We start from the raw sequence: 13885 nt of genomic DNA, 5'->3' as shown, positions 1-13885 counted from the left end.
GTTACAGCAGTTAAAATTAGGGAGTTAAACAGAAAAAACCTCCCTGATCCGGATAATCCAGAGTCAGGGAGGCTGTTGTAAAAATGTTCGATATCAATCAGGCTTGCGAGGTTGCGTTCTGAAGCTCCTGCTTCTCTGCTACTGCTTCGCGGTAGCCGTCCAGAAACCGTTCCGACAAATGCAGCTTTTGCTCCATGTTAAGCCCTTTGCCCCGCAGCATAATGGTTGGCGGAGCTTCATGCTCGCTGCCTTGCTTGAAGCGGTTTTCGAATTTCAGGCATAAGCCGTCTACCCGCTTGCGGGCCATCTTGCCAGTCAGCGGAGCTGCCAGCTTGAAGATCAGATCGTCGCCTTTTTGACTGATAGATTCAATTCCGCAAAGGGATCCGTATATTTTGAGCCGGGCCACGGATAAGAGATTGCTGACCGCTTGAGGCAAGTCGCCGAAGCGATCCACCAGCTCATCAATCAAATCGTCAGTTTCTTCAAAGGTGCGAACGGCTGCGACCTTTTTGTAAATTTCTATTTTTTGAATGCTGTCGTAAATATAATCGGATGGCAGGTAGGCATCCACGCTAAGATCAATCAGCGTTGTTACTATCTTCTCGACAGCTACTGGTTCGCCAGTCATCTCCGCTTTACGTTTGCCGATTTCCTCGGCAAGCATCTGGGAGTACATATCGAATCCGACGGACGCGATAAAGCCATGCTGCTCCGCGCCCAGCAAATTGCCTGCTCCCCGGATAGCCAGGTCTCGCATCGCAATTTTGAAGCCGGAACCAAGCTCAGTAAACTCCTTGATGGATTGCAGCCGCTTCTCCGCCACTTCCGTCAGCACCTTGTCCCGCTGATAGGTAAAGTAGGCGTACGCGATCCGATTGGAGCGTCCTACTCGACCGCGCAGCTGGTACAGCTGGGAAAGTCCCATTTTGTCTGCGTCATGGACGATCAGCGTATTGACGTTGGGAATATCGACCCCGGTTTCAATAATGCTGGTGCTGACAAGCACATCGGATTCGCCGTCGAGGAAATCCAGAATCGTTTTCTCCAGCTCCTGCTCCGACATCTGCCCATGGCCTACCGTCACCCGGGCATCCGGCACCAGCGCATTAATCGCTTCCGCCATCTGATAGATTCCCTGAACGCGGTTGTAGAGATAATAGACCTGTCCGCCGCGCGCAAGCTCGCGCTCGATCGCTTCACGCACCAGCGCCGGGCTATATTCCACAACGTAGGTTTGCACCGGAAAGCGGTTTTCCGGCGGCGTCTCGATAACCGACAAATCCCGCACGCCAAGCATAGACATATGAAGCGTTCGCGGAATCGGAGTTGCGGTCAGCGTCAGCACATCGACGTTATTTTTCAGCTTTTTCAGCTTTTCCTTGTGGGATACGCCAAAACGCTGCTCCTCGTCGACGATAAGCAAACCTAGCGATTTAAAAATCATATCCTGCGACAAAAGCCGATGAGTACCGATGACAACATCTACTGTACCGTTTTTTAGTCCCTTGATCGTTTCATTCTGCTCCTTGCGGGAACGGAAGCGGCTCATAACCTGAACATTGATTGGATATCCCGAAAAACGCTCGCGGAAGGTTTCGTAGTGCTGCTGCGCCAGAATCGTGGTGGGCACAAGCACGGCCACCTGCTTGCTGTCCATAGCCGCCTTGAAAGCAGCACGAACCGCCACCTCGGTTTTGCCGTAGCCCACATCGCCGCAAAGCAGCCGGTCCATCGGCTGGGTTTTCTCCATATCTTTTTTGATTTCTTCAATGGCCCGCAGCTGATCCCGCGTCTCATCATAAGGAAACATTGCTTCAAATTCCTGCTGATAGCTGGTATCCGCTCCAAATGCATAACCGGGGCTGGACTGCCTCTGCGCATACAGCTTGATCAGGTCCTCTGCAATATCCTGCACCGAAGCCCTTGCTTTGGTTTTGGCTTTTGTCCATTCCGTACCGCCAAGCTTGTTAACCTTAGGCTCCTTCTCCTCCGAGCCGACATATTTCTGAATCATATCGATCTGCTCGATCGGCACGGACAATTTGTCCCCGCCCGAATAGAGAATATGCATGTAGTCGCGATGGATGCCGCCTATTTCCAACGTGCCGATGCCGACGTATTTGCCGATGCCATGGTTGTGGTGAACGACAAAATCGCCGATTTTCAGCTCGGTATAGCTTTTGATCCGCTCCGCATTGTCCAGCTTCCGGTCAACCCGGCGCTGCTTGCGCTGCTTCTGCGAAAACATCTCGCCTTCCGTAATGACCACCAGATGGGAGGATGGCAGCTCAAAGCCCTGCTGCAAATTGCCCTCCAGCAGATTTGGCGGCTCGATGCCGTAATCGTCCAGCACCCGTCTCATCCGCTCAATGCGCTCCGCATTGCCGGCCAGCATAATGACCGTAGCGCCGATCTTTTTCCAACGCTCCATCTCGGACTTGAGCACGTTCATTTGTCCATGGAAATTTTGCATGGTGCGGCTGGTCATGTTCAAAATATTTTGCGGCTGAGAATGAGGAATCTGCCTTAAGAACAAGGAAAGGAACAAGGTCGGGAAGGGACGGTGATGCAAAATTTCTTCCGTATCTTTCGCCAGCACAAAGCCGGGCAATGACTTTCCGTTCTGAAGCAGATGTATGGCCCATTCCGCTTCATCCCGCTCCAATTGCTTGGCCGTTTCCAGCAAGCGGGTCGGTTCGTCCAGAATAAGAAGCGTATCCTCCGGCATGTAGTCCATAATCGTTTGGCGCTCAGGGTAGAGCAATGAAATATATTTATAGATTTCCGGAAAATAAAAGCCTTCTCGCAGCTTCTCCAGTTCGCCGCCGATTTCTGCTCGCAGTCGTTCCTTTGCCGTCCGGTCCGTCATTTTCTCCAGCTGCCGCTCCAGCAGCCCATTGCCTTGATCCGCTGCGGACGACATCCTCGTCCGATCCGCGATAATCTCCTGACAAGGAGGAATGATGCATTCCTGCATCACATCGCTGGAACGCTGCTCCGCCGGATCAAAGGCCCGAATGGAATCAATTTCGTCGCCGAACCATTCAATGCGGCAAGCCTGGTTCCAGGTTAACGGAAAAAAATCAATAATGCCGCCACGTACGCTCATCTCGCCGCGCGATTCTACACGGTCAACGCGCACATAACCCAGCGCCGTCATGCGGCGCAGGAAATCCTCCAGAGCTAATGTATCGCCTACCTTGACGGCTATTTGCGCTTCTGCCATCACTTGGCCAATAGGCAAATATCGGCGAACGCCGGAAAAGGGCACAACAATAATCCCGCGATAGCCGCGGGACAGCTGTATGAGCACATCCATTCGCTGCGCCAGCGTCTCGGGGCTCGAAATTGCCGCTTCCGCTGCCATTAGCTCGTTTGCAGGATAGAGCAGCACCTTTTCGGGGGACAAACATTCCTGCAGGTCCTCCGCTATCTTCTGGGCAGAGAACATATTATGCGTCACAACAAGCATCGGACGCTCCACCGCTTCCTCCAGCGCAGCAATCAATACCTGGCGGGAGGAGCCCGCGAGCCCGGATATCATCTGCTCTCGCATTCCTTTGCGGATTCCAGACAGGATCGACTGGACATCGTTATCCGCTGCAAAGCTTTGAATTAGCGCTTTCAACGTTTGCGGCACCTCATTTCTATATGACAATCTATACATACTAGCGTAGTTCTCGATCAACCTTGAGCCAACTGCACAATCAAGCCCACGCAAAAACAGCTACCGCCATCATCCTCTGGCATAGCCTGCTCCTGCATCATCCTATTATCGTCTTCATTCATTGAAGCGGATTTCCAACCATCATCAAATCAGGGTTGCTTTGCAGCGCTTCATTGCAATAATCACAGACGATTTTTACCGTTACATCGCCGTTTGAGTCATACGCTATTATATCGCTGCGCTCCTCAAGGGTCAAGGAATGAAAGCCTAGCTGCTGCTCGGTTACAGCAGCCGCATTTATAGAGCCAATGGACGTTTTGCAATGTCTGCAGATATAGTTTACAGCCATATGTATGCCTCCCGGGGATAGGTTATACACCCAGTATGCCCACATCGGCGGCTTTTAATGATTAAACTTTGCCATCGTTTGCTCAAACGGCGATTTCAGTCCAAATTCCACTGCGTCAGCAGCCTTTTCGATCATCTCGGCCAGCTTGTCCCTGTCTTTCTTGGGAAAGGTCGACAACACATAATCCGAAATGACCATTCCAGGCTCAGGGCGGGAAATGCCCATCCGAATCCGGTTAAAGGTCTGCGTATTCAAATGCTGAATCAGCGATTTAATGCCGTTATGGCCGCCCGCGCTCCCTTGATACCTCAATCTCAGCTTGCCGATCTCCGTATCCAGATCATCGTAAACAACAATGCCGTCCTCCAGCTCCGCTTTAAAATAATCCATAAACGCACGCACCGACTCGCCGGATAAATTCATATAGGTCATCGGCTTAATAAGGACAACCTTGACGCCCCCCACATTGCCTTCGCCAATCAACGCCTTGCATTTGCTGGTTGTGACGGAGATCCCCCAACGCTTCGCAAGCTCATCCACCACCATAAAGCCTACATTATGCCGTGTATCTTTATAAGCAGGGCCGGGATTTCCCAACCCGACAATCCATTTCATCCTTATTCCACTCCCTTTCTTACTGCGGTTCCTGTGCTTACTTTTTAATGTCTGTTTCAGTGACTGCAGCAATGCTCTACGTCGATTCTATCCTTTTTTCAGTTATTTTCATAGCACGCCCATAGCAATCCCATACCACGCCTATACAAATGCCATACTACGCACATACCACACCCCTACCAATGCCATTCTACGCCCAAAAAAGCCGTCCCCAGCAGCATATTGAATTTTCCATAAAATTTTAATTTCCGATAGGCAGTCACGGACAAAAATGTCCGTTAAAGGCAAGTTTTGACCTTTTATCCTTTTGTAACGGAAACAAATGTCCATTACAGCCAAAATCATACGATATTTCGCTTTTTATTAAGCGTTAACGGACAAAGATTTCCGTTAAAATTGAACATAGCGGCTTTTTCCCAGTCTAACGGACATTTATGTCTGCGAGCCTCTGTAAGCCAATCATACCGCTATGTCTGTACGCCAATCATACTGCAATCGATGCTTGTATACCTTGTGGTGCATGGCATCAATGCGTGACTTGAAGCCTTTTTGATCTCTTTGGCATCTTTGGCCTTTTTAGCCACTCTGCCTATTTACATATAGCACGCAAAAAAGTCGGAATGGCCACACCGATGATATGCTCCCATCATGGTAGAAGTAGAAGTTTTGTTTTCTACTATCTACTTGAAGGGACCACTTCACAAGCGGTTCCATCCAACTTTTCACGATTTCCATGTATTGAAATTATTTATGACTACCTTTCGGTGTTCCACCACTAGCTCCGATTTCCTTATTCCCATATCGGGTACTCTAACCCGATGCCCGCATCTCATCATTAGCAAAGTCTCCAACGTTCGCAAAATTGGCTGCGATGTGTTCGCAACATTTGCAATGTCCATGCTTACAATGCCTGCAATGGTTGTTACAAATAGTTGTTAAACCTGGCTGTTTCTTACCGCCTGCCAATGCAGCTCCTCGTTTAGCTGCTCCAATGAAGCGTCGAGGCGGATTGTAATCTCTTCAGCCAACTTGTAGCCGCCCTCAGGCAGCCGATCGACCAGTTGGTCCGTCGCATAAACTCCGCCCATAATATGGCGGGCGCCCAGCGCTGTCAGCACAGGCTTCAACGAATAGTCGACAGCCAGCAAATGCGCAATCGTGCCGCCAATAAACAACGGAAGAGAAAGCTTGCCATGCAGGCCCCGCTCCGGAACCAGGTCCAGAAAGGTTTTGAGAATGCCGGTATAGGAAGCTTTATATACAGGACTTGCCACGATAACAGCATCTGCCTCGGCAACCAGCCCTTGCGCAGCTTTAATTTCGGGACTCCCGAAATTGGCGCGGATTAGATCCTCAGGCGGCAGCTCCGCCACATGAATAAAGGAAACCTCATGGCCGTATTCGCGCAATTTTGCCTCGCTATAATGAATCAGACCGTACAGTCTTGAATTTCGGTTAGGAGTTCCCGATACAATAACGATTTTTGCCATTGCCCCAATCCTTCTTTCCTCTAAAATAAATTCGCGCTTAAATAACGTTCGCCATTATCCGGCGCAATGCACAATATGCGTTTGCCCTTGCCCAGTCTTTTGGCTTCCTGGAGGGCCGTCCAAACGGTTGCGCCTGAAGAAGGACCTACAAGGATACCCTCCTGCGTTGCCAGCAGCTTTGCCGTATGCAATGCATCATGGTCCTCTACCTGAACAATTTTATCATAGATTTCCTGGTTTAGAATGGAAGGAATAAATCCTGGGCTCGTGCCAATGAGTTTGTGCGGGCCTGGCACGCCTCCGGAAAGCACTGGCGAGCCTTTGGGCTCCACCACCACCACCTTAATCTCCGGCAGCTCCTTGCGCAACGTTTCTCCCGTGCCCGTTATCGTGCCTCCCGTACCCGCAGAGGCTACAAAAACATCCAATCTGCGGTCCATCTGCTCCAAAATCTCAAGAGCCGTCGTGCTGCGATGAATATCGGGATTGGCGGGGTTTTCAAATTGCTGCGGGATAAAGCTGCCCGGTATGGTCGCTTGCAGCTCCTGCGCCTTGCGGATAGCTCCAGGCATTCTCTCTTCCGCCGGACTCAAAACCACCTCAGCCCCGTAGGCTTGAAGGATTTGGATGCGTTCTTTGTTCATATTGGACGGCATCGTTATAATGAGCCGGTATCCTTTTGCTGCCGCATTCATTGCCAGTCCAATACCCGTATTGCCGCTGGTGGGCTCAATAATGGTGCCGCCCGGCTGAAGCTTCCCGTCCAGCTCCGCCTGGCGGATTAAATTGTAAGCCGCGCGATCCTTCACGCTGCCGCTGGGGTTGAAATATTCCAGCTTTACAAATACATCCGCATCCTCGGGTCCTGTCAGTCTTCTAAGGCGGACAGCAGGGGTACAGCCAATCAAATCCGTTATACTATCTACAACAATGGATGCCATGGGCGAGCACTCCTTAATCAGGATTAGTATGAATATTTATTTCTTAGTAAACATCTAGGTTTTGTTGTCAACTCTTTTAATGTACCTTATCACCGCTATCCCCTTCTGTCAATAACTTCAACGCCTTGCAGCAACGACGCAGCGCCTCCCTATTTCATCACAAAAAAAATCTCTATAACCGCTCTGTGAGCGGCATAGAGATTTTTGCCCTGCTATTATGTGCTTGTGGAAATCTCCTTATGCTGCGCATGATCGGATCTGGATTCCGCTTCCATGCTTTCTACATCCTGAGCTTCCTTTTCTTCCTCCGTCAATTCCTTTTGAGGCGCCAGTACGGTTAGCACAACCGACGTTGGCTCCGCCACAACCTCGATGCCCTTGGGCAGTACAAGATCCTGAATCAGCAAATTTTCACCAATGCCAAGGCTCGACACATCCGCTTCCAAAGCATCCGGAATATCGCCAGGCAAACACTGCACCTCTACCTCATGCAAAATGGTTTGCAGAATGCCGCCTTCCCTGACGCCGGAAGAATCTCCGATTGCTTCGATTCGCACATTGGCGCGAACCTTCTCATTCATATTGATGCCTTGAAAATCGATATGCAGCAGAGTTTGATACAGGGGATCGCGCTGAACCTCAGCAATCATGACCGTCTGTTTGCCATGGGCTGGAATATCAAGCTCCAACACAGCATTGGGTGTTGTACGCAGCAATGCGGAAAGCTCTCTCTCCTCAACGCTGAGCGCTATCGGCGCCTGCAGCTGTTTACCGTATACCACACCCGGAATTCGTCCGGCGAGACGCAATTGACGAAGCTCGCCTTTTGTTTTACCGGGACGCTGATCTCCCTTGATCGCAATAGCCATATGGAAAACCTCCTGTCAAAAATGATTTTCCATATAGCTTTACCCGTTACAGCCTTACTTTAAACACAAAACCGATTTTACCCCTTTATATTAAGCGGGTTTACTCACAGCCTTGCGGGGTGCAGTCAGAGCAGCCTTAGCGGGTGCAATCAGAGCTGTAACCTTGGCAGGTACAGTGGGAGCAGGCTTGACGGGTGCAGCCGGAATTACTTGGAGCTGCGTTCCTTCTTGGCTTTAGCGCGCGACCTGATTTTATCCGCATAACCAGGCTTATTGACCTGACGTTCGCGGGCTATAGCCAAATCGCCTGCAGGCACATCGTGGGTAATGGTGGTTCCTGCCACCACATAGGCTCCGTCGCCAACCTTGACAGGGGCAATCAAATTGACATTGCTGCCGATAAAAGCATTGTCGCCAATTTCCGTAATGGCTTTGTTAAAGCCGTCGTAGTTGACGGTAATGGCTCCGCAGCCTATATTAACCTCTTTGCCCACCTTGGCATCGCCAACATAGCTGAGATGGGAAACCTTGCTGCCATCATCCAGCTGCGCATTTTTAAGCTCGACAAAATCGCCTATTTTGCAATTTTGTCCCAGAGTTGTGCCTGGACGCAGGTTGGCATACGGGCCAACGGTGCTTCCATCCCCAAGAACGGAATCGGCAGCAACGGAATATTTAACGGCAACGCCATTGCCGATTGTGCAATTAACGATATCGGCTTGAGGACCAATCAGGCAATCCTCGCCGATAACCGTACCGCCTCGCAATACCGTGCCAGGATAAAGAACGGTGTCGCTCCCGATTTTTACGTCTGCCTCTATATAAGTGTTGGCAGGGTCGATAATCGTTACGCCCTCCAATAGGTGGCGCTTATTGATCCGCTCGCGCATGAAGCGCTCCGCATCCGCGAGCGCAATCCGGTCATTCACGCCGATAGCTTCGGCAAGATCGTCCGTGCAGTAGCGTTGAACAGCTTCTCCCGACTCCTTGAAAACCCCGATTACATCCGTCAAATAAAATTCGCCTTGAGCATTGCCATTGGTCACTTTGGCAAGCGCACTGAACAGCTTGCGATTATCAAAGCAATAGGTGCCTGTATTGATTTCCTTAACCGCTGCTTCCTCCGGCGTACAGTCCTTATGCTCAACGATGCGCTGTACAATGCCGTTGGCATCGGTAATGACGCGTCCATAGCCCGTTGGATTCTCGAAGGAAGCCGTCAGGACGGTCGCCGCTGCGCCGCTGGAAGCATGAACCTCCAGCATCGCTTGCAGCGTTTCGGCTTTAACAAGCGGCGTATCGCCGCAAATCACGATGGTTGTGCCTTCTTCGGCGCCCAGCAAAGGCTCCGCCTGGCGCGCGGCATGGCCTGTGCCCAATTGCTGCTCCTGCAGCACGTATTCAACTCTATCGCCCAAATATTGTTTTACGGCTTCCGCCCCGTGTCCTACGACAACAACCGTCCTGTCGCTGGAAACCGTCTGTACGGTATCCATGACATGCCCGACCATCGGTTTTCCGCAGACGGGATGCAGCACTTTATATAATTTGGATTTCATTCGCTTGCCTTTTCCTGCCGCAAGCACAATAGCCATCACTTTCATTCCCATTTTCCTCCCTGTTCCTCTCAATCCTGTTCTGACTATATAGTATAACGGCGCAAACATCAATAAAACCCAGTACTCCAGACAAAAAGAAAAGAGAGCCTCAGCTCTCTTCTCAGTGGCAATACCGTAATCCAAAAATCAAACCTGGCAAAGCATTTTTTAAGCGCCTTCCTCGATTACAACCTCTTCAGCGGCACGCTCGTACTCAGCCAAAACGGCTGCCTGAATCTTCTCACGTGTCGTGGAAGAAATCGGGTGAGCGATGTCGCGGAATTCACCATCCGGAGTCCGTTTGCTTGGCATCGCAACAAACATGCCATTGTTTCCATCGATAACGCGAATATCGTGAACCACGAATTCGTTGTCAATAGTGATGGAAGCGATTGCCTTCATGCGACCTTCGGAATTCACACGGCGGAGTCTGACATCAGTAATTTGCACTTGTGTTCACCACCTTTGCCTATCGGAGACTTGGTGTATAATTCCACAAAGTTAACCAAATTCCTGCTCGTTTTTTGGAAAAAACATGCTTATTTAAAAATATTTTTTGTACTATGAAAAGATTTCGTTATCATTCGACATTTGTCGATGCGATCACTTCTATTTCGACAAAAACATCCTTTGGCAGTCTAGCTACTTCAACGGCGGAACGAGCCGGTTTGTGGTCGCCAAAGTAGGAAGAGTAGATTCCGTTGACGATTGCAAACTGATTCATATCCTTCAGAAATACAGTAGCTTTTACCACATCCTGGAATGTTGCGCCTGCTTCCGCAAGTACAGCTTGTAAATTACGGAAAACTTGATGCGTTTGTTCCTCGATACCGCCTTCTACCAAATTTCCAGCTGGATCGAGCGGAATTTGGCCAGAGGTAAACAGGAGTCCGCCCAGCTTGATCGCTTGCGAATAAGGCCCGATTGCAGCAGGCGCCCCTTCTGTGGAAATAACCTGGAGATTCGGATTAGACTTCGTCATTAATATCCCGCCTTTTTTTAGAGGTTGTTCTATATAAGTTGAACGATATGCTTTTTACCAAAACCATTCACCCACTGGCCTACAGCTTGCTTATCTTTTTCTATTTATATAGATATATATAAAGTATTGCTATTTCGGATCATAATTTTGAAGCAAAGTTTTTTTCAATCCACTAACCTATAGCCTGGCGGTCATTTTTGACCGTTAGATCCTCAAATGGATAGGTTTGCTTCATGTACCGGACATCCATGTCCTTTATCCGCTCAAAACCAGCTAAAAAGAGGCGAAACGGAGCTCTAGCGGTCACGGATGTCCTTTAGAAGCTGATTAACTGCAAAACGAGCACCCTAATGGCCATCCATGTCCGTAAACGAACAAACCAAACGGTATAGGCACGAACATTTCTACGAGCATTCCCGAACAAGCGTTTTTTAATCAATTTTCTTTTCATCAATTCACTTTTCAAAATCGCTTTTTAAAACGACCAGTATTCAAACGAACGCTTTTCCAGCAAGCCGATTGAAGCATATCGCAATACAAAAAAACGAGAGCAATAAAAAGCACCCCGAGTCTTGTAATGACTAACATCCGTTGACTGTCAAATGGTTTATTTCAGGTCTTTTATCTCAAGACCTTTATTTTCAAGTCCGCTTTTTAAGATGTAAAATAATTACCCGGGATGATTGTTGTTTGTTTCGTTTTCATATCGACGGCGGTGAGCTTGGCGAGCGAAATATAATCCTCAAGCAGACGCTCCTCCATCTCTACCTCGCCGGACTCCACAAATACCCCGACGCCTGCGACCGTGGCCTTGAATTCATAGAGCAAATCCATCATGCCTTGAATCGTTCCGCCCGCCTTCATGAAATCGTCGATGATAAGGACGCGCGATTGCTCCTTAAGCGCTCGTCGAGCAAGCGACATCGTCTGAATGCGCTTAGTGGAGCCGGAAACGTAATTGATGCTTACGGCAGAGCCTTCTGTTACCTTGTTATCTCTGCGCACAATGACAACAGGGATGTTCAGGCATGCGGCCGTTGCATAAGCAAGCGGAATGCCTTTGGTCTCAACGGTCATAATGACATCGATTTTCCGGTCGGCGAATGCGGTTGCAAACATTCTTCCTACATCAGCCAGCAAATCCGGCTGTCCAAGCATGTCGGTCATATACAGGTATCCGCCCGGAAGGACCCGGTCCGGCTGCTCCAGCTTCTTGCAAATTTCCTTCATGATTTCAAGAGCCAGCGACTCTCTCATCATTGGCATATATTTGACTCCACCCGCCGCACCCGCCAGCGTATGCAGTTCCCCTATTCCCTCTTCCTCAAATACTTCCTTAATGATCGCGAGGTCCTCGCTAATCGAAGATTTGGCCGATTGATAGCGGTCTGCAAATGCTGTTAGCGAAATTAACGTGTGGGGACGGGCCAAAAGGTACTGTGTCATTTCCACTAGCCTGGAACTCCGCTTCAATTTCTTCAACGCTTTTATCCCCCCACTAAATCCGAATAATATAATCCCAATATAACATTTTTATACGGATTTAATCAAGGGAAACGTCAGAACTATGTAAGCATTCTTACCACGTACACTTCTTTGCAGAATCCGCGTAATCCATTATATATGCGCGCAAGCTTGGCTTGCTTGGAAACAAGGCCAAAGACGGTCGGTCCGCTTCCTGACATCAACACGCCATCCGCGCCAAGCTTAAGCATGCTTTCCTTGAGCTGAAGCACCTCCGGGTAAGCTTTAAGCGTCACCGTTTCCAGTACATTGCCAAGCTGCCTGCACATTTCATTAAAAGAGCCCTGCGCCAAAGCCTCCGTCATGCCGGCCATGCTGGGATGCGAGTGAAGCTCGTTTGCCCTCAGCTTCCCGTATACATCCGCCGTAGACACATTGATCGGCGGCTTGGCCAATACAACCCAGCATTGGGGCGGCGGCTGGATATGCTCCAGCTTTTCGCCTCGGCCTCTTGCGATGGCGGTTCCGCCAGTCACGCAAAACGGGACGTCGGAGCCAAGCTCCGCGCCAAGCTCGCACAGCTCGTCCTGCGGAATGCCAAGCCCCCACAGCCGGTTCAAGCCGCGCAGCGCAGCAGCCGCGTCACTGCTGCCGCCCGCTAATCCTGCGGCAACAGGTATTTTTTTATCCAAATGGATATAGACGCCTTTCCTGACGTCGTAGCGCTCCTTGATCAGCCGTGCTGCCTGGAACGCCAAGTTTTTCTCATCGAGAGGGATGTATCCTACCTGGCTCGATATAATAATGGTGTCGCGCGGCAGCTCGGACATTTCAAGCCGATCCGCCAAATCCACCATTGTCATGATCATTTCAACTTCATGAAAGCCATCTTCCCGCTTGCGCAGCACGTCAAGCAGCAGATTTATTTTGGCAGGAGCCTTCTCGTATATTTTCATTCCGCTTGTTCACCCGTTCATCAGAGGTATCAAGCCCCATTATAACAAAGGAATAGAAGAAAAGCGAAGAGAAGACAGCCTGCGGGTTGCAAAGCTGCCTTCTGGACGTGGATCTATCGGTCAAATTATTTCTAGCCCGTTAAGACTGGCCAGGCTTCGACGCGGACTGCTCCGCAATCTGGATAGCCCGCTTCACCATGTTGCCCGCATCCTTCGCCTTTATGCCGCCCCAGCCCTCCTGCTGCACCGTATCGATGAAGCCAAGGTCCTTCGCCAGCTCGTATTTCAAATCCTCGGACATAATGCCCCGACGTCTGCGACCCATTTGACATGACCTCCTGTCCAAAAGCGATTGTTGTGTCCCCAGATTAACCTGTACCGGACTGCATCCGTAGTATGCGCCCCCTGCGCTCCTATCATTCCGCCGCCTGCCATTCCCAAGTCCGCGAACAAATGCTAAAGAGCTCAAAAAAAAGACGCAGATCCCGTTGATCTGCGCCAGCTTGCCCCATTGCGAAGGCTTACTTATAGGTTTTTCATCCCTTATTGCTAAAGGTTGTTCAAAACCATTCCTTATATGAAGCTTACGTCCATCTAATGTTGAAGATAAGCGATACGAACTTGGCCCTCATCATTGCATACGGTCACTTCAACCGATTCCGTTAAAATATCCGCATAGCTGTAGGAGACGCGCTTGAAGGCGTGCTGCTCCTCATCCAGCTTGACAATGAAGACAGAAGGGTAGGTTTCCTCCAACGTGCCGGTGCGTTCAATGGTTTTACGACGACCGCCGTTTGCTCTCAAACGAATTCTGGAACCAACATGAGCTTCCAAACTGCGTTTTATATCCAATAGCGCATTTTTTGCCATTGTCGACTACCACCTCTTTCCTTGTCCATTATAACCAAAGGAAGAGGATTTGTCAAACAAACAAAATATTATATCAGTCCG

13 protein-coding genes are annotated in these 13885 nt (G+C 49.8%); all 13 read right to left on the bottom strand.

The window, feature by feature from the left end; all coding sequences use genetic code 11:
• Positions 1-97 precede the first annotated feature (97 nt).
• On the bottom strand, positions 98-3670 hold the full coding sequence (gene mfd / locus A7K91_RS23875) for a transcription-repair coupling factor (protein ID WP_068687002.1): 3573 nt from the start codon (positions 3668-3670) through the stop codon (positions 98-100).
• A gap of 118 nt (positions 3671-3788) precedes the next feature.
• A complete protein-coding gene (gene fin / locus A7K91_RS23870; RefSeq protein ID WP_068687001.1) occupies positions 3789-4019 on the bottom strand; it encodes an anti-sigma-F factor Fin in 231 nt (76 codons plus the stop codon).
• A 54-nt stretch (positions 4020-4073) separates the two neighbouring features.
• Positions 4074-4634, bottom strand: a complete 561-nt coding sequence (pth, locus tag A7K91_RS23865) for an aminoacyl-tRNA hydrolase (RefSeq protein WP_068687000.1) — start codon at positions 4632-4634, stop codon at positions 4074-4076.
• Positions 4635-5569: 935 nt separating this feature from the next.
• Positions 5570-6124 (bottom strand): NADPH-dependent FMN reductase, encoded by a 555-nt coding sequence (gene ssuE / locus A7K91_RS23855; RefSeq protein WP_068686998.1) that lies wholly within the window; start codon positions 6122-6124, stop codon positions 5570-5572.
• Positions 6125-6144: 20 nt separating this feature from the next.
• Positions 6145-7065 (bottom strand): cysteine synthase A, encoded by a 921-nt coding sequence (gene cysK / locus A7K91_RS23850; RefSeq protein ID WP_068686997.1) that lies wholly within the window; start codon positions 7063-7065, stop codon positions 6145-6147.
• A gap of 215 nt (positions 7066-7280) precedes the next feature.
• Entirely contained in the window at positions 7281-7934 is a 654-nt protein-coding gene (locus A7K91_RS23845) for a 50S ribosomal protein L25 (RefSeq protein ID WP_068686996.1), read from the bottom strand.
• Positions 7935-8140: 206 nt separating this feature from the next.
• Complete coding sequence (gene glmU, locus A7K91_RS23840; RefSeq protein ID WP_068686995.1) at positions 8141-9538, bottom strand: bifunctional UDP-N-acetylglucosamine diphosphorylase/glucosamine-1-phosphate N-acetyltransferase GlmU; 1398 nt, start codon at positions 9536-9538, stop codon at positions 8141-8143.
• Between the two features lie 162 nt (positions 9539-9700).
• Positions 9701-9982, bottom strand: coding sequence for a septation regulator SpoVG (gene spoVG / locus A7K91_RS23835; RefSeq protein WP_068686994.1), 282 nt, complete (start codon positions 9980-9982; stop codon positions 9701-9703).
• Between the two features lie 130 nt (positions 9983-10112).
• Positions 10113-10514 carry a RidA family protein gene (locus A7K91_RS23830; protein ID WP_068686993.1) on the bottom strand — a complete coding sequence of 134 codons (402 nt, stop codon included), beginning with the start codon at positions 10512-10514 and terminating at the stop codon, positions 10113-10115.
• A gap of 654 nt (positions 10515-11168) precedes the next feature.
• On the bottom strand, positions 11169-11996 hold the full coding sequence (gene purR / locus A7K91_RS23825) for a pur operon repressor (RefSeq protein WP_068686992.1): 828 nt from the start codon (positions 11994-11996) through the stop codon (positions 11169-11171).
• A gap of 83 nt (positions 11997-12079) precedes the next feature.
• Positions 12080-12934 (bottom strand): 4-(cytidine 5'-diphospho)-2-C-methyl-D-erythritol kinase, encoded by an 855-nt coding sequence (ispE, locus tag A7K91_RS23820; protein WP_068686991.1) that lies wholly within the window; start codon positions 12932-12934, stop codon positions 12080-12082.
• A 139-nt stretch (positions 12935-13073) separates the two neighbouring features.
• On the bottom strand, positions 13074-13259 hold the full coding sequence (locus tag A7K91_RS23815) for a small, acid-soluble spore protein, alpha/beta type (RefSeq protein WP_068686990.1): 186 nt from the start codon (positions 13257-13259) through the stop codon (positions 13074-13076).
• A gap of 269 nt (positions 13260-13528) precedes the next feature.
• The gene (gene veg / locus A7K91_RS23810) at positions 13529-13804 is read right to left on the bottom strand and encodes a biofilm formation stimulator Veg (protein WP_068686989.1); all 276 of its coding nucleotides are present in this window, start codon (positions 13802-13804) and stop codon (positions 13529-13531) included.
• Between the last annotated feature and the right edge of the window lie 81 nt (positions 13805-13885).

It is taken from the genome of Paenibacillus oryzae (assembly GCF_001675045.1).
GTDB lineage: Bacteria > Bacillota > Bacilli > Paenibacillales > Paenibacillaceae > Pristimantibacillus > Pristimantibacillus oryzae.
This window is presented reverse-complemented; position numbering and strand designations above follow the sequence as displayed.